This is a genomic window from Deinococcus hopiensis KR-140 (assembly GCF_900176165.1).
GTDB classification, from domain to species: domain Bacteria; phylum Deinococcota; class Deinococci; order Deinococcales; family Deinococcaceae; genus Deinococcus; species Deinococcus hopiensis.
Genome location: NZ_FWWU01000009.1, coordinates 14,465 through 33,049 on the forward strand (window position 1 = coordinate 14,465; position 18,585 = coordinate 33,049).

Annotated in this window: 21 protein-coding genes; 13 read left to right on the plus strand and 8 right to left on the minus strand. The window is 66.9% G+C overall.

Annotated features, from left to right (window positions below; genetic code table 11):
• Positions 1-89: 89 nt before the first annotated feature.
• From B9A95_RS13295 to B9A95_RS13300, 3 genes are all read left to right on the plus strand, one after another.
• Positions 90-1,238, plus strand: a complete 1,149-nt coding sequence (locus B9A95_RS13295) for a tetratricopeptide repeat protein (protein WP_084047765.1) — start codon at positions 90-92, stop codon at positions 1,236-1,238.
• Between the two features lie 260 nt (positions 1,239-1,498).
• Complete coding sequence (locus tag B9A95_RS33740) at positions 1,499-1,654, plus strand: hypothetical protein (protein ID WP_170928645.1); 156 nt, start codon at positions 1,499-1,501, stop codon at positions 1,652-1,654.
• A gap of 105 nt (positions 1,655-1,759) precedes the next feature.
• A complete protein-coding gene (locus B9A95_RS13300) occupies positions 1,760-2,299 on the plus strand; it encodes a hypothetical protein (protein ID WP_084047766.1) in 540 nt (179 codons plus the stop codon).
• Positions 2,300-2,356: 57 nt separating this feature from the next.
• Here B9A95_RS13300 and B9A95_RS13305 read toward each other — a convergent pair whose 3' ends face one another.
• Together B9A95_RS13305 and B9A95_RS13310 are read right to left on the minus strand one after the other, a co-directional pair.
• Positions 2,357-3,325, minus strand: a complete 969-nt coding sequence (locus B9A95_RS13305; RefSeq protein ID WP_084047767.1) for an alpha/beta hydrolase family protein — start codon at positions 3,323-3,325, stop codon at positions 2,357-2,359.
• Between the two features lie 498 nt (positions 3,326-3,823).
• Complete coding sequence (locus B9A95_RS13310) at positions 3,824-6,352, minus strand: polynucleotide kinase-phosphatase (protein WP_084047768.1); 2,529 nt, start codon at positions 6,350-6,352, stop codon at positions 3,824-3,826.
• A 113-nt stretch (positions 6,353-6,465) separates the two neighbouring features.
• Here B9A95_RS13310 and B9A95_RS13315 point away from each other — a divergent pair, with 113 nt between their 5' ends.
• From B9A95_RS13315 to B9A95_RS13335, 6 genes are all read left to right on the plus strand, one after another.
• Complete coding sequence (locus B9A95_RS13315; RefSeq protein WP_084047769.1) at positions 6,466-7,386, plus strand: helix-turn-helix transcriptional regulator; 921 nt, start codon at positions 6,466-6,468, stop codon at positions 7,384-7,386.
• Positions 7,387-7,437: 51 nt separating this feature from the next.
• Complete coding sequence (locus B9A95_RS13320; RefSeq protein ID WP_084047770.1) at positions 7,438-7,749, plus strand: VOC family protein; 312 nt, start codon at positions 7,438-7,440, stop codon at positions 7,747-7,749.
• Between the two features lie 251 nt (positions 7,750-8,000).
• A complete protein-coding gene (locus tag B9A95_RS36300) occupies positions 8,001-8,123 on the plus strand; it encodes a hypothetical protein (protein ID WP_281255869.1) in 123 nt (40 codons plus the stop codon).
• A gap of 120 nt (positions 8,124-8,243) precedes the next feature.
• Positions 8,244-8,600, plus strand: a complete 357-nt coding sequence (locus tag B9A95_RS13325; protein WP_084047771.1) for a VOC family protein — start codon at positions 8,244-8,246, stop codon at positions 8,598-8,600.
• Complete coding sequence (locus B9A95_RS13330; protein ID WP_084047772.1) at positions 8,597-9,496, plus strand: DNA-3-methyladenine glycosylase family protein; 900 nt, start codon at positions 8,597-8,599, stop codon at positions 9,494-9,496. Before B9A95_RS13325 ends, B9A95_RS13330 begins: the two co-directional genes overlap by 4 nt.
• Positions 9,493-9,906 carry a VOC family protein gene (locus B9A95_RS13335; RefSeq protein WP_084047773.1) on the plus strand — a complete coding sequence of 138 codons (414 nt, stop codon included), beginning with the start codon at positions 9,493-9,495 and terminating at the stop codon, positions 9,904-9,906. Before B9A95_RS13330 ends, B9A95_RS13335 begins: the two co-directional genes overlap by 4 nt.
• A gap of 3 nt (positions 9,907-9,909) precedes the next feature.
• Here B9A95_RS13335 and B9A95_RS13340 read toward each other — a convergent pair whose 3' ends face one another.
• Entirely contained in the window at positions 9,910-11,286 is a 1,377-nt protein-coding gene (locus B9A95_RS13340; protein ID WP_084047774.1) for a 3' terminal RNA ribose 2'-O-methyltransferase Hen1, read from the minus strand.
• Positions 11,287-11,360: 74 nt separating this feature from the next.
• Between B9A95_RS13340 and B9A95_RS13345 the strand changes: the two genes are divergently transcribed.
• Entirely contained in the window at positions 11,361-11,993 is a 633-nt protein-coding gene (locus B9A95_RS13345) for a cyclodeaminase/cyclohydrolase family protein (protein WP_084047775.1), read from the plus strand.
• An 88-nt stretch (positions 11,994-12,081) separates the two neighbouring features.
• The gene (locus tag B9A95_RS13350) at positions 12,082-12,324 is read left to right on the plus strand and encodes a GNAT family N-acetyltransferase (protein WP_084047776.1); all 243 of its coding nucleotides are present in this window, start codon (positions 12,082-12,084) and stop codon (positions 12,322-12,324) included.
• Between the two features lie 152 nt (positions 12,325-12,476).
• Here the strand turns inward: B9A95_RS13350 and B9A95_RS13355 are convergent, their stop codons facing one another.
• The 4 genes from B9A95_RS13355 to B9A95_RS13375 all read right to left on the minus strand — a co-directional run bounded on the left by B9A95_RS13355 (position 12,477) and on the right by B9A95_RS13375 (position 15,696).
• Positions 12,477-13,196 (minus strand): PIG-L family deacetylase, encoded by a 720-nt coding sequence (locus B9A95_RS13355; protein WP_084050723.1) that lies wholly within the window; start codon positions 13,194-13,196, stop codon positions 12,477-12,479.
• 98 nt (positions 13,197-13,294) lie between these two features.
• On the minus strand, positions 13,295-13,837 hold the full coding sequence (locus tag B9A95_RS13360; protein ID WP_084047777.1) for a macro domain-containing protein: 543 nt from the start codon (positions 13,835-13,837) through the stop codon (positions 13,295-13,297).
• Positions 13,837-14,589 (minus strand): guanylate kinase, encoded by a 753-nt coding sequence (gene gmk, locus B9A95_RS13365; protein ID WP_084050724.1) that lies wholly within the window; start codon positions 14,587-14,589, stop codon positions 13,837-13,839. The genes B9A95_RS13360 and gmk overlap by 1 nt, the downstream gene beginning before the upstream one ends.
• 813 nt (positions 14,590-15,402) lie before the next feature.
• Complete coding sequence (locus B9A95_RS13375) at positions 15,403-15,696, minus strand: Lrp/AsnC family transcriptional regulator (protein WP_084050725.1); 294 nt, start codon at positions 15,694-15,696, stop codon at positions 15,403-15,405.
• 134 nt (positions 15,697-15,830) lie between these two features.
• On the opposite strand from B9A95_RS13375, the gene ahbA reads away from it, so the two are divergent.
• Complete coding sequence (gene ahbA / locus B9A95_RS13380) at positions 15,831-16,898, plus strand: siroheme decarboxylase subunit alpha (RefSeq protein WP_084047778.1); 1,068 nt, start codon at positions 15,831-15,833, stop codon at positions 16,896-16,898.
• Between the two features lie 101 nt (positions 16,899-16,999).
• Entirely contained in the window at positions 17,000-17,386 is a 387-nt protein-coding gene (locus B9A95_RS13385; RefSeq protein WP_139806781.1) for a hypothetical protein, read from the plus strand.
• A gap of 14 nt (positions 17,387-17,400) precedes the next feature.
• On the opposite strand, the gene B9A95_RS13390 is transcribed toward B9A95_RS13385, so the two are convergent.
• Entirely contained in the window at positions 17,401-18,315 is a 915-nt protein-coding gene (locus B9A95_RS13390) for an SDR family oxidoreductase (protein ID WP_084047780.1), read from the minus strand.
• Positions 18,316-18,585: the final 270 nt, after the last annotated feature.

The window sequence follows — 18,585 nt, forward strand, 5'->3', positions numbered from 1 at the left end:
GTGCAGACGTACGGCACCTTGGCGCGGGGGACAAGTCACGGTCAGGGCCTTCTCACACCTGGCCCACTGCCCTCATTTACGGTCAGATCATGCCCATACGCCTGACCCTGCTTCTGACCGCCGCCCTGCTGGGAACTGCCACTGCACAGACCAGCACCCAGGCCGACTCCAGCGCCCAGAACGCCGCTCCTGCCCAGACGGCCGAGGAAAACGCTGCCCAGACGCGCAGCCTCGCTGACAAGGCGCGCGCCACCTACCCGAAGGGCAGCGCCAGCATCGATCAGCCGCTGTGGAAGCAGGCCGCCGACGCTGCGGAGCGGGCCGTCAAGCAGGCCCCGAACAACCCGGAGTACCTGCGGCTGCGTGCCCAGATCTATACCGAAGTCGGCTTCTGGAAGCAGGCGGAACTGGGCTGGAACGCCTATTTCAAGGCCGGGCAGCCCAGCGAGGCCGAGCGGGGACAGGCGGCCTTCGTGCAGTACAACCTGGGGTACGCGGCCTACAAGCGCAACCTGATGGACCAGGCAGCGAAATTCTTCGCGGGCTGCACAGAGCTCGATCCAAGGAACGCGGACTGCGTGGGCTGGTCGGCCCGCACAGCACTGGAAGCTGGAAACTACGCCCAGGCGGACAAGCTCTACGGGCAGGCCCTGACCCTGAAGCCGAACGACAAGACGCTCGCGTACTTCCGGGACCTCTCAGGGCGGGCAGGGCGTTACGGTCCGGCCGCCACCCGCGCCTTCAGCCGCGCCTTCGAGGACCTGGACGCGGGACGCAAGGAAAAGGCGCTCGAAGGCTTTCAGGAAGCCGCCCACACCGCCGCCAACTTCGCCGAGGCGTGGCGGCAGGCCGGAAAGCTGGCGCTGGAACTGGGTAACGCCCAGGCTGCCGCCACCGCTTACCAGGGCGTGAGCACCCTGCCCGAGGCGAGCGCGGCGGACCGCTTCAACCTCGCCCTGGCGCAGGAGGGCGTGCAATACGGGCTCAACGCGGTGAAGACCTTCCGCGAGGCCTACGCCAAATACGCGGCGGGGCAGAAGGACGCCGCTGCTATCGGTTTTCAGGCGGCCGCCACCCAGAACCCCAAGTACGCCAAAGCCTGGGCGTGGCTGGGCCGCGTGCGCTACGAGGCGAAGGACTATCCGGGCGCAACCGAAGCCTACGGCCAGGCCGTGCAACTCGATCCAAACGACAAGTCGAGCGCGTACTACCTGAAGTTGGCGCAGCAGGGCAAGTAAAGGCTGAGGGCCGTCACAGCGCCTTCCACCGCCACGGGGCAGAGTGTACCCGCCCTGCTCCACCTCACGGTCGCGCGAGCAGCGCAGGCAGTGGCATCGGAAGGTCATGAACCAGTCGGGCGGGGTGGTGGAGAGAATCCGCACCTGCCCGGCTTCCTCCTTAAGCTGAAGACTGGAGAAGCAGGGAGGACGGGTAGAGGGTGCAGCGGCACTGTCCGCCGCGCCAGGCTGCCAGCGTTTGCAGGGCCTGCTCCAGATGCGTGCGGTTAGGTACCGCCGCGCCCGTGGCCTGCTCGCGTTCCAGGGGGTCCGCCCCCCTCCCCACCCTCGCGCTCAGGCAGGTGGTGCGCAAGGTCGCCGAGTTCTGCCGAATTGTGCAGGCGAATGACCTCGCCCGGCACGAAGCTGGCGCGTGAGGCGCCGCCGAAGAGCAGGCCTTCGAGGAGGCGTGATCTCCACGCCCTCTATCTTCGGCGTCGGCCATTCACTCCCGAGTCAGCCTGGGCCGCTAGGCTGACCGCATGTCCCGCTTCCTGCTGCTCGCCCTGCCCCTTGTCCTCGCTGCCTGCGGTTCGCGGCAGGTTCAGCCGCCCGAGAGTTATGACCTCAGCGGCACCGTCTCCGGAGACTGGGGGACGAATGCACGGCTGCGGCTGGCGCTGGTGGGCACAGGCCTACCGGGCGTGGTAACCAACGACGGCAACCAGAGCCAGAACCTCGTCGTTTCGGGCGCAAACGTCTGGAGCTTCGGTTTCGATCTGCCAAATGTTCCCGCAGCGGCTGGGGTGTATCAGGTGGTGGTCTTTGATGACGCCAACAACGACGCCAGTTTCAACGTGGGCGAACGCTTTGCGCGTAACCGCCAGTGGCTGATTTACAGCGCCCTGGGTGGCACCTTCCCCAGCGTCAAGGTGCCCGAGTTCCTGTCCGGTGCTGGCGAAGAACTGCTGCCCGAAATGCACGTGGAGCAAGGCTGGAACCTCTACGACCGCGCCCTGCCCCTGAGCGGCAGCAACCCCGGCCCAGCGGGCAGGGTGACGGGGTATGACCTGAGCCGGTAGGAGGCCTTGGCGCGTTGTCCTTGAGCCATCTGCTGCCAGAGGCTCAGGGACAACGGCCTACAGCTTCTCCTTAAAAAACGCCACCGAGCGTGCCAAGGCCGTATACAGGTTCCGACTGAGGTTGTGGTTGTCGCCGGGGTAGACGTAGCTCTGCGCAGGCTTGCCGGCTGCCTTCATACCCCGTACCAGAGATTCGTGAAAGGTCACGGGGACGTCCTCGTCCGCCGTGCCAATATGCAGCTGGAGGGGACCGCCCAGGTCTTTCAAGTAGCTGTTGGCGCTGAGGCGCTGCCAGAACTTGGGATTGCTGGCCGGGGTGCCGTATTTCTCCACCGCCTTCTTTCGCAGTTCGAGCACCCGCGCGGGAATGGAGGTGGGGGCCTTGTGCGGCCAGCGGTTCATCATGTCGTCGTAGTCGCCCACCACCCCCGCCCAGATGACGCCCGCCTTGATTTTCGGGTCGATCACCATCGCCCGCAGGGTCAGGAAGCCCCCCATGGAGTGGCCCCACATGCCGATGCGCGCCGGGTTGACGCGGGGATCAGCCCTTAGGCTCGCCAGCGCGTTCATCACGTCCGTCGTGTAGCCCGGCGCGTAGTAGCCTCCGAGCGCCTCACCTCCGCTGCTGCCGTGGCCCCGATAGTCGCTTTTCAGGGTCACGAAGGCTGCGCGGGCAAAGGCGTCTTGGTAGGCAACGTAGCGCTCGGTGGTGCGGTAGACCTCAGGCGGGATGTAGCCGTGGTTGAAGACGATGGCGGGCCAGCCCCCGTTGGGAGCCTTGCCATTCGGGACGGTCAGGAGGGCGTTGATCTTGAGGCCGTCGGAGAGGTAGTTCACGATATAGCGCTGGTAGTTGCTTCCCGCGCGGAGGGTCTGGAGGACGGTCAGGGAGCTGCCGGGATATGCCTTGGCCCGCGCTGCGGCGATGCTCATCTGGGCAGCGTCTACCTTTGCCAGTGCGGCGGCGGATTGGGCATGCGCCGGGCCCAGGAGCAGGGTGGAGAGGAGGAGGGCGAGGTGTTTCATGCCTCAGGCTAAGGAGGCTGGAGGTGGGGGACGGGGTGTTTGCCCACGATGGGGAGCAGCGCTGCAAAGGGCAGGGGCTTATTTCGCTGGAAGGCGGGTGTTTTTTACAGCGCGCAAAGCTTGATCCTGTTGTCTTTCTGCCTCGGCGACCGTCTCGCTGCGCGCGCCAACGTGACTGGGGGAGTCACCCGCTGAAGCCGTGGGATGGACGGGGCGGTGGCGTTCGGATGTTGGGAAGTTCGAGCCGGGTTTTTCCCCTCGTGGGACCCGCAGAGCTGCGGAGCAGAGGGGGCCTTGCGAACGCTCGGGGCGAGGGCACGTCCAAGCGACGCTCTTTGGCGCCGGTGTCCGAATGGCGCCGCGCGTGGAAGGGCACCCCTCACGGCTCCCTATTCTCCTCCATGCGCATTTCGGTTCGCCCGCGGGGTTCGGTCAAAAAGCAGTCCCCTTTTTGACACATGCTCTAAACCCAGTCGCCCGTACCCACCTCCCTGTCCCCTACAACCGCGCGTCTATCGGACCGCTCTCCAGCGCCAGTACGCCGAGCATGCATTCATGCACATGGGCCGTCGCCGCACCGTCCACGAAGCGGCTCAAGGCTTCCAGGCCCAGGTGGAATTCGCGGAGGGCCCGGGCACGTTTGGCGCTCAGGGCCCGGGCGCGCAAACGGGTGAGGTGCTCGGGGCGGGTGTACTCGGGGCCGTAGATGATCCGGAGGTACTCACGGCCCCGCACCTTCACAGCGGGCTGGAGGTTCCGGCGCTCGGCGTCAAGGAAGGCGAGCGGCTTGACCACCATGCCCTCCCCACCTCCGGCAGTGAGGGCTTCCCACCACGCCGCCGCTTCCGTCTCGCTCGTTTCGTCGCCCAGAGTCACGGAGCGGTGGGCGGTGCGGCCAAAAAGGGTCGGGTCTGCGTCCACGAGGGTTGTCAGCGTTTCCAAGTGCCACAGGTGGGTCTGGTCCGTATGCACCTTCCCTTCCGAAGCCAACAGGTGAAAGGGCAGAACCCGCACGTCTTTCGGCCCCTCCACCCGGCGCACGTAGGCGCGGTAGGCGTTGCGGTAGGCGGCGAGGTCTCCGGCGCGGTCGCGGGTGCGCGTGAGGAGTGCGGCCACGTCTACACCCCGTTCTGCAGCGGCAACCAGTGCGGCCACCTCGGCGGGCAGCACGGCATTGCCCGCTGCGCCCACCGCCGCGTACTGGTGCCGGATCAGCTCCTCGGCCTTCAGGCTCCAGGGCAGAATTTCCGCGTCCAGCACCAGCCAGCCGGTGTTCAGCCGGTCCCACAGTCCGGCTCCAGTGGCGGCGGCACGGGCCCGGGTCAGCACGTCTGCCTCCCACTCCGGCTTGAAGAAGGGGCGTCCGGTCCGGGTCATGATAGCCCCGGTTCCGCCCTCCACTCCAAAGCGGGTGCGGGCGGTGTCCTCATCCTTCGCCAGCACGAGCACCCCGCGGGAGCCCATGTGTTTTTCCTCGCAGACCACTTGCGTCACGCCCTGGCCCCGGAAATAGGTGAAGGCCTCGGCGGGATGTTCCAGCCGGTCCCCGCGCTCGCTCGTCTCCACGGGGCTCATGGTCGGGGGCAGATACACGGCCCAGCGGGGATCCACACCGAAGCGGGAGAAGGCTTCCACCGCCGCCGCGCGCTCGCGCTCCTTTACCAGAATTCCGCCGAAGGAGCGCGTCTCGATGCGGCCTTCCTTCAGGAAATCGGCCAGGTCCAGCGCCTTGCCGTCTACCTCCGGTTTGGCCGCCTGAAGGGGACGGGCAGGCACCGCGTATTGGGCGTGGGCGGGCACGCGCACGAGTTCCAGCTCCGGGTAGCGCAGGGCGGTCAGCGCGCCACCAAAGGCGCAGCCGGTGTCGATGTTGAGCGTCCGGTTGACCCAGCGGGGCTCGGCGACGGGTGTGTGACCGTAGATCACTGTGGCGGCACCCCGGTACTCGGCCGCCCAGTCCCGGCGCACGGGCAGGCCCAGCTCATCCTTGCTGCCGTCCACGTCGCCGTACAGGGCAAAGCTGCGCACCCGTCCTGACGAGCGGCCCTGGTAGCGCTCGGGCAGCCCCGCGTGCGCCACTACCACCTTTCCGCCGTCCAATACAAGGTGGCTGACCAGTCCCTCGATAAAGGCCCGGACCTCGCGCTTGAATTCCGGTCCGGCCTCCTCCAGCTGGGCCAGGGTGCCGTCCAGACCGTGCAGGGCCTTGACCGCCTTGCCGTCCAAGGCACGCTTGAGTTTTTCGTCGTGGTTGCCGGGCACGCACAGGGCTGCGCCCGCTCGGACCATATTCATCGCCAGCCGCAGCGCGCCCGCACTGTCGGGGCCCCGGTCCACCAGGTCTCCCACAAAGACGGCTGTGCGTCCCGGGGGAGGGGTGGCGGCGTCGCCCTCCACCGTGTACCCCAGCCGGGTCAGCAACGCGCGCAGTTCAGGCAGGCAGCCGTGAACGTCGCCGATGAAGTCAAATGGGCCGGTCAGTTCCTTGCGGTTGGTATAGAGGGGCACCCGCGTGACCTGCGCCCCGTCCACCTCCTCCTGCGAGCGCAGGACCCAGACGTGCCGGAAGCCCTCCTTCTGCATTCCCCGCAGGGTTCGGCGCAACTCGCCCATCTGCCGCCCAATCACCTCGGGCCGGAAGTCGCGGTCATCCCGGGCGGCATGACGGGCTTCCAGCACAGGCCGCGGCAGGTCCAGGACCACAGCCACGGGCAGCACGTCGTATTGACGGGCGAGGTCCACCAGCCGTCGCCGGTCATCGGGGCGCACGCTCGTCGCGTCAATCAGGGTCAGGCGTCCACGTGCCAGCCGCTTGCCCGCCACGTAAAAGAGGCTGTCGAAGGCGTCCCCGGTGGCGTCCAGGCTATTCTCGTCTTCGCTGACGAGGGCGCGGAAGAAGTCGCTGCTCAGCACCTCGGTGGGCAGGAAGTGCCGTGCGGCGAAGGTGCTCTTGCCCGCCGACGACGCGCCGACGAGGGCGACGAGGGCGAGTTCGGGAAGGCGGATACTGGTCGGGGGACTGGTCATGGATGGGGCCTCAGGAGCTGATGCTCGCACACAGGGGGTAGGGGCGACATGGGCAGATTGGCGGGGTGTTCCCCCCGCAGCCCTCCCCCACAACTGCCCTCTACACTGCCTGAATGAACCGCACAGACCGTCTGCTCGCGCTGGTGCTGGAACTGCGGGGGCGCGGGTGGGTGCGCGCTGAGGATCTGGCGCGGACCTTTGAAATCAGCGTGCGGACCGTATACCGCGACGTGCTGGCCCTGAGTGAGGCGGGCGTACCGGTGATCAGCGTGCCCGGGCAGGGCTACCGCCTGATGGAGGGCTACTTTCTGCCCCCTCTGCACTTCACTCCGCAGGAAGCGGTCATGTTGACCCTGGGGGCCGACGCGGTGGCCCGGGCCTTTGACGTTGAGTACGCGGGCGCGGCGGCCCAGGCGGCCAAGAAACTCCTCGCGGCTCTGCCAGACGAGCGCAGGGCAGATGTGGAGCGGGTGCGGGAGCATCTGCGCGTCGTGCCTCCGGGGAGCGGGCGGAAGGCCGAGACGCTGCGCCTCCTGCGCGGCGCGGTGCTGGACAACCGAATCGTCACTTTCGTGTACCGCAAGCCGGGGGGTGGACCGGATGCCCGGCAGGTGTATCCCCTGGGCCTCGTCCACCTGTACGGCGTGTGGCTGCTCGTGGCGTTCGATCCTGCGCAGGCCGCCCAGCGCCATTTCCGGCTGGACCGGATGGAGGACGCGCGCGCCTTGCCGCAGACTTTCACGCGGGACCCGGAGTGGCGCGTCGAGTACCGCCCGGAACGCGAGGAGCGGAACGTAACGGTCCGGCTCCGTTTCCCGGCCGAGCGGGCGCGAACGGTGCGGGAGCGGCCCCACCTCTTCCAGACGGAAGAAGCACACACCCCACACGGCTACGAGGTGACCCTGCGTGTGCGGGACACCCGGGCTGTGCTGTCCTGGGTCCTGTCCTGGGGTGGGGACGCAGAGGTGCTGGAACCTGAAGACCTCCGCGAGCAGGTGTGGGCCGAGGCGCGCCGGATGCTCAGTCGCGCCTGAGCCTGACGCTCCTGACCCCGGGTGGTCACGGGAAGGGCAAAGACGGGAGGCATGAAAACCATCCTGGCTTTCGTTCCGCTGCGTACGCCCGGTTCCGCTGCCGCCCGCGCCTCTTTCACTGAGGTGCCGGACGCCGGGATCACCGAGGAGCGCCCCGGTGCGAACGCCTTCGTGCAGGGCAGCGGGGCCGGGCTCGCCCTCCGCACAGACGGGGGCCTGACCCCACCTGTGGGGACCGGCGTCGCGGAACTCCCGGCGGAACTCCCGCACGATATGCCCTTCGGCCGTACCTTCACGGTTCGCACCCCCGGTGGGCACCGGCTCGGGATCTACGGGGCTCAGCCGGGAGGGCTCCTGACATAGGGGTGTCACTGGCGCCCTGCAGACTGATTTCAGGAGGCCCACCATGAACGCCCATCTTGGTGTCGTCGTGCTGCACACCCTTGACCTCAGCGGCCACCCGGAGTTGCGGCGCGCAGACCCTCGGCTTCACCGTCTCGCAGGAACACGCGGGCGACGCGCTGAAATTCCGGGAAAGGGGCTGAGCCGGACTTGCCCTGCTGCCAAAAGACGCCCGGCCGAGCCGCACCTTTTCGGCAGACCTGTCGTTCCTCGTGCCCGCCGTGGACGCTTACCACGCTCAGGTGACGGCTGCCGGGGCAGACGTGGTGGAGCCCGCCCAGGACAGCCCTTTGGGCCGCCTGTTCACCGTGGTGACTCCCACGGTCACGCCCTGACCTTCCACGAGGCCCAGATGACGGCTCCGAGCGCCTGACCTGAGTACGACGTCCTTTTTTCGCTTCTCGCTTCGCTCGGTTGATCGGAAGATCAACGGCGACGGCCGCAGGAGGCCAAGCATGAAAACAAACCCCCACTTTACCGCCCTGCACACCTGGCGCCTGAACGCCGCCCAGAACTGCTGCGTCCAGACCCTCGGTTTCGAGGTGGTGCAGGAACAGCCCGGTGCCACGGTCTTCGCCCGCTTGGATGGAGCGGCCCTGGCGGTGCGGGAGCCGCTGCCTGAGAGAGACCCCTCGCAGCCCTTCGGCGGGCGCGTCTGGGTGGGCATGCCGGAAACCGAGCGGTATCACGCGCAGGTGGCAGCGGCGGGTGCCCAGGTGGTGCAGCCCCCGCAAGACGCTCCCTTCGGCCGCATGTTTACGCCCGTTACGCCCGGCGGCCATGCCCTGACCTTCCACGAGGTGCAGGAGTGACGCGCCTGCCCGTCGTCCAGCCGTTTGCCTTCCGGCACACCCTCGCGTTCCTGGGCGGCTTCTCCCCCGCCCAGGGCGAGCAGGGCACCGCGGGGGAACTCCGCAAAGCCACCCGCCTCGGGGGGCAGACCGTGGGTTTCGTCGTTCGGGAGGACGCCGCGGGACTGACCTGTGCCGTCTATCCCGAACGCCCGCTCACGGCAGGGGAGGAAACGGCCCTGCTGGAGCGCCTCGCCTTTTTCCTGGGCACCCGCGAAGATCTGCGGCCCTTCTACGCCGCCGCGGAGGGGGACGCGGCCTTCCGTCCAGTGCTGGACGGGTTGTACGGCTTCCACCAGCCCAAGTTCCTGACGCCCTTTGAGGCGGCGTGCTGGGCCGTCATCGGGCAGCGGTTGCCTCTGACGCAGGCCCGCAAGATCAAACGGGCCCTGATGCTCCGTTGTGGCGGGGAATGGGAGGGGCGGCCCGCCTTTCCCGAGCCCGGAGACCTGCTGCACCTGACCGAGGAAGATGTTCTGGCCCTGCTTCCCAATCCCCGCAAGGCGCGCTCGCTCCGGGAACTGATTCGGGCTTTTGAGGACGTCACCACCGATGACCTCGTGCGCCGACCCTACGGCGAGGTGCGCGACTGGTTGCGGGGCATCTACGGCATAGGTCAGTGGAGCGCCCTGTTTATCCTCGTGCGGGGACTGGGACGGCTGGAACACCTGGGAGAGGACGCGGCGGGGACGCCGCTCCTGGCCGAGCTGCTCCGGGCCGCCGCACCGGTCTACGGCCCCCTTGACCCGCGTGAACTCGGATGGATCGCGGAGGGGTACGGCGAGGAGCAAAGGCACTGGGCCGCTTACCTGCGTAGCCGCAGCGTCTTGCCGCCTTCACGGGAGGTCGCCGCATGACGCTGGCCCTCAATTACGTCAGTTTCACCGTATCGAACATGGAACGGGCGCTGGCCTTCTACCGCACGCTGGGCCTGCCTCTGCCCGAGGGAGCGCATCTGGGCACAGACGGCAGGCTGCAGGACCACACCGAAGTCACGGTGAATGGTGTGCGCGTTGCCTGGCTGGACGAGAGTCTGGCCCGGCAACTGGACGAAGGTTGGCAGCCGCCAGCGCGAGCGGCCCGAATCGGGGTGGCCTTCGGGGCCCTGACGCCGGGCGAAGTGGACGCGGCCGTCCAGCGCCTAAGGGCAGGGGGCTACACGGTTGCCGCGGAGCCCTTCGACGCTTTCTGGGGCCAGAGGTACGCCACGGTTCTGGACCCAGACGGCACACCGGTGGATATTTTCGCGTGGCTCCCGCAGAAGTAGGCTTCAGCCTTCCTGCCTGAACACTGCCATCTGCGTCAACGGCCCGTACTCCGGGTGAACGTCGCCCAGGTCCTCGTAGCGCACCGCGTAGCCGTACTGCTTGGCTGCCCCTTCAGCCCACGCCCGAAACTCGGCCCGTGTCCACTCGAAGCGGTGGTCGGCGTGGCGCATTCTTGCTTCGTCGCCCCGTTCCGCAAAGACGGCGTTGTACTCGCGGTTGGGGGTGGTGACGACGAGGTGGCGGGGCCGGGCGTCGCCCAGCACGTTCTCCGTCAATGTTTCCAGATGGTGCGGTTCCAGGTGCTCAATGACTTCCACGAGCGCCGCCGCATCAAAGCCTCGCAAGCGGCTGTCCGGGTAGGTCAGGCTGCCGTGCAGCAGGCGTACCCGGGCAGCCAGCTCGGGCCGCGCCTTCAGGCGCAGCTTGTCCGCAGCGGTCTCCAGCGCGCGGGCACTCACGTCCAGCCCCACGATGTCGCGGAACTGGGGCACCTCCACCAGGCGGCGCAGCAGCTTGCCCTCGCCGCAGCCCAGATCCAGCACGCGGGCTGCCCGCGTCTCCTTCAGGACCTTCGCCACGCGGTCCAGCCGGGTGTCGTGAACATGGGGGCGGGGCTGCGCTGGGAGCCCGGTCTCCTCCGGCGTCCCTTCTTCCTCCGGGGAGAACGAGGCCGCCGCCTGCTGCACCAGCGCCCGGAAGCGCAGGAAGCGGCCCAGGATCAGTTCGCGCCCGGGGTGCGTCTCCAGCCAGCCAGCGCCGTGGCGCAGCAGCTTGTCCACCTCGTCGTCGCCGATGTAGTAGTGTTTCTTGCCGTCCAGTACGGGCAGCAGCACGTACAGGTGTGCCAGCAGGTCTTTGAGGCGAACGGTACCCGACACCCGCAAGCGCACGTAGGGTCGCTCGCCCCACTCGGGAAAGTGGGGATCGAGGGCAATGGGCTGGGTCTCCACCGCGTACCCCAACGGACCGAACAGCCGCTCCGGAAGGTCTGACGGGCCGCGCGCCGCCACGCAGGGGAGTTCGGCCACCAGGGGCAGGGGCGTGTCAGCCAGGTCCTGTCGGTCCTTGCTGCGCCCGGTCATTGCGGTGCCGTAGGCATCGCGCAGGGCCACCGCCAGAAAGCTACCCGCCGCATAGGGCCGGTCGTTCACGTAGGGTTCCAGCGGCGTGCTTTCGTTGCCCCGGGTATGCCGCGACAACGCCACCGGGTCCACCTCCAGCAGCAGGGCCGCCGTGCAGCGCGTTATGGTGGCCTCAGGGTAGAAGACCGTCGCGCGGCCAAAGGGCAGGGCACGCTCCAGCACGCGCTCCGGGTGTTTGTGCAGCAGATGGCCCAGGTCGGTGGCAGGCTGGTGGGTGGTGGTCAGCGTGAGCAGCATCTCAGGGGCAGGCTAGCGTTCCTGTTTGGCTCAGGCGTCCGCAAGGTGGCGGAGGGGCGTCTAGAGTGGCAGGCATGTCGTCCCTGTGGCCGCAACCTGCCTCTGACGTTCTCGAAGCCGTGGCAAGCCGCCGCCCCGCGCCCGGCGGAGGGGCCACCGCCGCTCTCACCGGCTCGTTCGGCACGGCGTTGCTGAGCATGGCCGGAGCCATCACCGTCAGGAAGAGGGGAGAGGACGAGGCCCTGGCCCGGACCCTCGCCCACCTCAGCGAATTGCGGGGTCGCCTGCAGACGCTGGCCGACGAGGACGTGGCCGTCTTCCGCGCTTACGTGGACGCGAGCCGACGGCCGAAGGGGACGGAGCAGGAACGCCACGGGCGTGAGGCCGCGTTGCGGGCGGCGGGACAGGCCGCCATGAACGTGCCCCTGACCCTCGCCCGCACGGTGGTGGAGGCGCTGTCCCTCGCGCCGGGGCTGGCCGGACAGAGCCACCCCGAGGTGGTCAGCGACGTGGGTGCAGGGGCGGCGATTCTGGAAGGAGCCCTGCATGCGGCCCTGCTGACGGTGGAGATCAACCTGCCCCACGTGTCGGTGGAAGAACGCGCGGTCATCGGGGCTGAACGGAACCGGCTGGAAGCCCGGGGGCACGAATTGGCCGCCGAAGCCCTGCATCTGACCCGCGAACGGCTGCCCAGGGGGCGCGCATGACGGTCACCGTGACCCACCTGCAAATGCTGGACCCCTCTGCCCTGCGCCCTTCCCCGCCCTGGCCCTGCGCGAGGTGCAGGACGCGGGAGTGAACGCCGCCCTCTACCGGGAAGTTGGAGACACCTACCGCTGGCATAACCGCCGAGTCTGGACCGAGGAGGAATGGGCCGCTTACGCCCTCTCGCCGGACACCCGGACCCTGCTGGGCATGCTGGACGGAGAGACCCTGGGGTACGCCGAACTCGTGCGCCTGCCGGAGAAGGTGGTGGAACTGCGTCTCTTTGGCCTGCGCCCAGTTTTCCTGGGACGAGGCCTGGGGGCCCCTTCCTGACCCTGGTAACGGAAACGGCCTGGACCTGGAACGCGCGGCGCGTCGTCCTCCACACCTGCACCCTGGATCACCCCTGCGCCCTCCCCGGTTGCCTTGCCCGGGGTTTTACGGTCGAGCGCACCGAGACCTGTCCCTGAGCTTCCGGCGGCTCCTCAGAGCCTCTCCGGCTCCACCAGCAGCGGGTCTTCCACCTCGAAAGCTTCGGCATACCGCACGCGCGCCAGCGTGCCCCAGTACATCAAGCGTGCGCGGCGGCGCTCCACGATCTCGGGCGTGACCGTTTCCGAGATATACACGCCCGTAAATTGGCTGGTATGGGCGCGAATGGCCGCTTCCCATTCGGGCTGTACGGCTTCTACGTCCACCAACAGGCTCGCGCGAATGTCGGCGTTGCCCTGATACAGCAGCACGCGGGAAACCCGGTGCGGCTCGCCGGGCACGTCCGCTTTCTTCAGGGCGGCGAGGTGCAGCGCCCGCTTGGCGAGGTGGTAGGTGCCGAAGTGGTCCGGGTGGCGGTCCAGGTGGTGCGGCACGACAAGGACGCGGGGGCGCACCGCGCGCAAGGCGGCAGCCAGCCGCGCGGCCCCTTCCGGGGTATCCGCCAGTTCGCCGTCCGGCAGGCCCAGCTGCCCCCGCCACGCGAGGCCCATGATCGCCGCCGCCGCCACGCACTCGGCTTCCCGCTCCTCGGGCGTGCCCTGGGTGCCCCGCTCGCCGCGCGACATCTCCAGAATGCCCGCTGCCTGCCCGGCCTTCGCCAGGCGGATAAGGGTGCCTCCCGCGCCAATTTCCGCGTCGTCGGGGTGGGGCGCGAGGCACAGCCAGTCCAGGGGCTGGGCGGTGCCGTGGGTGGTGGAAAAGGGCGCAATCATGCCCGGCAGGATAGAGCGCACCTGGAAGGGACAATAAAAAAGCCGCCTCTTGGGCGGTGATGTCCAAAAATATAGCGTAGGATACACAGAAAGTCAATTTATGCAGGCGGGTTCTCGCCCTCTGCCCGTTCCAGGGTTTTCAATGCCTGCCCGAACACCTTCAGCGCCCCGCTGCTATACAGCACCACGCGCACGGTCAGGGCAGGGTGCTCCCGCAGGAAATCGCGGATGGTCCGCAGCGCCACCTCCGCCGCCCGGTCCAGCGGGTAACCGTAGACGCCGGTGCTGATGGCGGGAAAAGACACCGACCTGCAGCCCTGTTCCGCGGCCAGCCGCAGGCTCTCGCGGTAGGCCCCAGCGAGCAGTTCGGCCTCGCCCCGGTCGCCGCCCCGCCAGACGGGACCGACGGCGTGGATAACGAAGCGCACGCCCTGGGCCTCCAATCCAAAGGCCGGGGTGAGGACCGCCGTTCCGGTGGGCGTCCCTCCAATCTGGCGAATGGCCCGCAGCAGTTGCGGCCCGGCGGCGCGGTGAACCACACCGTCCACGCCGCCCCCACCCGCGAGTTCCTTGTTGGCGGCCGTCACCACCGCGCACGTCCGCTCACGGCTGACGTCACCTTGCGCGAGTTCCAGGGGCATCAGCCCTCCACCACCCGCAGCAAGTCCTCACGGGTCAGGGCGGTGCTCCGGACCGTTTCGGCCAGGCGCAGGGCCTCGCGGTCTTCTTCGGTCCATTCGGACGCAGGGCGCAGGCGGGCGTGCTCGGCCCGCTGCACGGCGCGCAGCTCGTTCACGGCGCGCTCCAGATCATCGTTCACCACCACGTAGCGGAAGGCGTGGGCGTGCATGATCTCGTCGCGGGCACGGGTCAGGCGCTTTTCGATGCGCTCGGGCGTCTCGGTGGCGCGGCCTGTCAGGCGGCGGCGCAGCTCGGTCAGGCTGGGCGGCATGATGAAAATCAGTACGGCGTCCTCACCCACCCGGCCCTTGACCTGCATCGCGCCTTCCACCTCGATTTCCAGCACCACGTCCTGTCCGCGCGCGAGGGCCGCCTCGATCGGTTCGCGGGGGGTGCCGTAGTGGTTGCCGACAAATTGCGCGTGTTCCAGAAAGCCGTTCTCCCAGACCTTTTCCTGAAACACCTCGGGCGTCACGAACACGTAGTCCACGCCGTCCTGCTCGCTGGGCCGGGCCTCGCGGGTGGTCCAGGAGGTCGAGTAGAACACGTCCTGCCCGGCCAGCCAGCGCTCGCGCAGCGTGCCCTTGCCCACGCCGGACGCGCCGGTCATCACGATCAGTAGTCCCCGGTGGGGCGGTGCCTCTCCGGGCGCAGTGCGGGCAGGGGGGGCGGCGGAAGGGGTGGGGTCGGGAACCATCATGCCGGGCAGCATACGGGCGAAGCGGGGCAGAGGAATAGCTCTCTGCTCCCGCTTCACGCCCGCGCCAGTCTGCTGAGGGCCGGCCTGATTTCGCGCGCCGCCCTTCCTTGACGCCCCGACGTTCCTTGGCGGCCGTTTTGGTCTTCTGGCCGCGGCCTGCATCTTTTTGCGGGTCTCTTTGGCGAGGACCTTAAAATTCACCAGACCGGCCTCTACATTCTCCACCGTCGTTCTGGATCTTTCCGCGCCGCGCGTGGGAGCGCAGAGTCCATGCTTTGGTCTTCTCGAACCACTTCCCGAAGAGGGACGTCCATTCAAAAAGCATTTCTTTGGTGTCGCGCTGATACATACCTTCTGTGCCCCTGTGGTTGAATTCCTTGGGCACTGTGAAGTGTGGGCATATCGATGGCGTTGAACTCGCCCTCGTGCACCGCCTCGCGAAATAACTTGACGAGGGCGCCGCTTCTCTGGGTTGCCAAGCTCATGAATCTGTTCGCTGGGTTTCTGGTGGGCTGTAAAATAATCTACTGCCCGAGAGTATGAAACCCCAGGCACAGGTCTGTGAAGCTATTTACTTTTGACGTTTGCTTGTGAGATATACGGCGGCAGCACGGACTGCGCATTGTGGAGACAAGACGTCCTGTCCGCCTCAGGCGAGAAATGCTTTTTCCGGCGTATACCGCTTTCTCCGCGTTCGCCGAATTGTGTTCTTTGCAAAGGAGCGTTGTGGTGCAGCCCAGATCCCTTTGTCGGGTACCAGTAAATTTCTGGAAATGTCATACAGGAAAACAGGCGCCCTTTTCTATTAAAGTGATTCTCTTTTCTTCAAGAAAGGCGGCTCTCGTCCAGGCCCACTCCAAATCCCTGATCGAGCAGCGCCTCGCTGTAGGTCCGGAACGCGAGCATTGTCTGCGTCCGCACGATGCCGTCTACTTTTCGCAGATGTCCCGTCACCACATCGTCGAGATCGTCGTACCGGTCCAGCTTGAGTACAGCGACGATGTCCCACTCGCCCGTTACGCTGTATACCTCGCGCACCCCCGGCACCCCCGCCAGGGCCTCGGCGGTTTCCTGAATCCGTTGTCTCTCGGCCTGCACCATCACGATCGCGGTGACCATGCTGCCCATTGTCCTCTTTTGCGTGCGGCGCAGGCGAGAAGAAGGCCAAAGGCTAAAGGCAATCGGCCCAAAGCCCGCGCCTGACCGTTCGTTCGGGGACGTTCTGCTGCTTCCTCTGGACGTATCCTGACCCCATGACCGCCACTGCGCCCACGCCCACGCCTGCGACCGTGACGCCGCGCGAACAACTCTTGAACCGCATTCAGCGGAACATTCCCATTGTGCAGCGCCCCTACCGCCTCATCGCCGAGGAGGTAGGGCTGACCGAGCGAGAAGCCCTCGATATCCTGCGCGAGGTCAAGGCGGAAGGGGTGCTGCGCCAGGTCAGCGCCATCTTCGATACCCGCACCCTGGGCTACAAGTCCAGCCTTGTGGCCGCCGTCCACGACGAAGACCAGCTCGACGCTGGGGCTGAGATCGTGAACGGGCACCCGGGGGTGAGCCACAACTACAAGCGCAACCACGATTTCAACCTGTGGTACACGATTGCCGTGCCGCCCGAGAGTGATCTCGAAGCGCATGTGCAGAAGCTCCACGAACTGAGTGGCGCGCGCATGACCCGCCTGATGCCCACCCTGCACCTGTTCAAGATTGGGGTGGAGTTCGACATGACGGGCAAGGAGGACTGGAACGCCAAGGCCGCGCCCCAGTACACCAACGCGGACCGCAACGTCGGTTATGAAGTAACGGACCTCGACCGCGCCTTTGTCGTCGAGTTCCAGAAGGACCTGCCGGTGACCGAGGAGCCCTACGCGGACGCCTGCGCCGCTCTGGGTCTGCGCATCAACGAGGTGGCCGCCCATGCGGCGAAGATGAAGGCTGCCGGAGCCCTGCGCCGCGTGTCCGCCGTGTTCCGGCACCAGAAGGCGGGCTTTACCTTCAACGCCATGGGCGTCTGGGCGGTACCGCAAGGAGAGGTGGCCGAAACCGGCCGCAAGATGGCGGAGTTCAAAGCCGTCTCGCACTGCTACCTGCGCCCCACCTATCCCGAGTGGCCCTACACGATCTTCACGATGGTGCACGGCCGCAGTAAGGAAGAGGCGTTCGGCAAGATCAAGGCCATTGAGGAAGAGGTTGTGCCCGGCATGGACCACGCCATCCTGTATTCGACAAAGGAATATAAAAAGGTCCGGCTGGAGTTTTACAAGCCCGAGTTCTACGCGTGGGAGCGAGAGCATCTGGGCGAAGTCGTCCCCGCCTGATCTGTGACCAACCATCCAAGCAACCCCGCTGACCCTGAGCCATGCCGGGGTCATGCTCTTGCCGGGGGCCTGCGTGCCTCCACCAGAAAGGAATCCCTACCTTGAAACGACTGTTGACCCTCTCGCTTCTGTGCCTGGCTTCCGGGGCTGCGGCCCAGACGTGGGCCGGAGACCTCAAGCCCTACGAGGTGAAAAACACCCGAATTTGCGACGCCCTGCGCGTGTTCGCCCCCGAAAAGCCCACTTTCTTCCGCGCCTACCGTATTAACCTGCCCGCCTTTCTGGCGCGGGATATCGTGCAGATCGCCATCAACAAAAACGGCTTCAGGGCGGGTCTGGGCAGTGATCAGAACTATGTGGACTTCGGGGACGCGGGCGGAGGTCAGGGCTTCTTGAAAAAGACCTACACCTCCGAAAACCGCTTTATCACCGCATACCTGGACATGGTGGACCGTTACGCGACGGAGATTTGCCTGATTGGAAACTGAACCTGTTTGCGGCGTCAGCCGTTTACCACGTTGCCCCCGTTGGGGTGAATGACCTGGCCGCTGACGTAACTGCTGTCTTCCGAGGCCAGGAACACGTAAGCGGGAGCCACCTCGGCAGGCTGGCCCAGACGCCCCAGGGGCACGTCCTGACCGAAGCTCTCCACCTTTTCCTTCTCAAAGGTGCTGGGAATCAGCGGCGTCCAGATCGGACCGGGCGCGACGGCATTGACGCGGATGCCCTGTTCAGCCAATGCCTGGCTCAGGCTGCGGGTCAGGGCCACGATGGCCCCCTTGGTGGAGGAGTAGTCCAGCAGTTCGGGGCTGCCTTTGTAGGCCGTGACGCTGGTGGTGTTGATGATGGCCGCGCCCTTCTGGAGGTGCGGCAGGGCGGCCTGGGTAAGGTAGAAGATGCCGAAGATGTTGGTGCGGAAGGTGCGCTCCAGTTGCTCGGGCGTGATGTCGGTGATGGACTTCTGGGGATGCTGTTCGGCAGCGTTGTTGACCAGAACGTTGAGCCCGCCCAGTTCGCCAATCACGCGCGTGACCGCCTGAGCGGCGAAATCCGGCTGTCCGATATCCCCCGCGATGGCCAGGGCCCGGCGGCCCTCGGCCTCCACCATCTTCACGGTGGCCTGCGCGTCCTCGTGCTCGTCGAGATAGATGATCGCCACGTCTGCGCCCTCACGGGCGAAGTGGACGGCCACCGCGCGCCCGATACCGCTGTCGCCCCCGGTGATCAGGGCCACTTTGCCCTCAAGCTTGCCGCTGCCCCTGTAGCCCTCGCGGATCACGATGGGTCCCGGCGTCATCTCGGTCTCGCGCCCGGGCTGATCCTCCTGGGTCTGGCCCGGCACCTGCTGAGGCAGGTTTTCTGTGGAGGCGGTTTCAGGTTGCCCAGGGGCGTTGTGCGGGTGATCGTTGTGCGTCATGGCGCACACTTATTCACGCCGCCGCCCCGGTGGACCGTCACTGGCTTACAAGTTTGAGGAGGGGTAAAGGCCGGACCGGGGAGATGAGATTACGTTGACAACGGCCCCAAAAAGCCCCCACCTTCCCGTCCCTAAGCGCGCTTTCGCAGCCATCGCCGCCCGGAACCCCGCCGGGCAGTGGCCTCTGGTCTGGAATCTGGAACCCATCGCGGCCTCTACGGTTCAGATGAAGGCACGCTGGCCCAACCCATATGTTGGTCATGGGAGCGC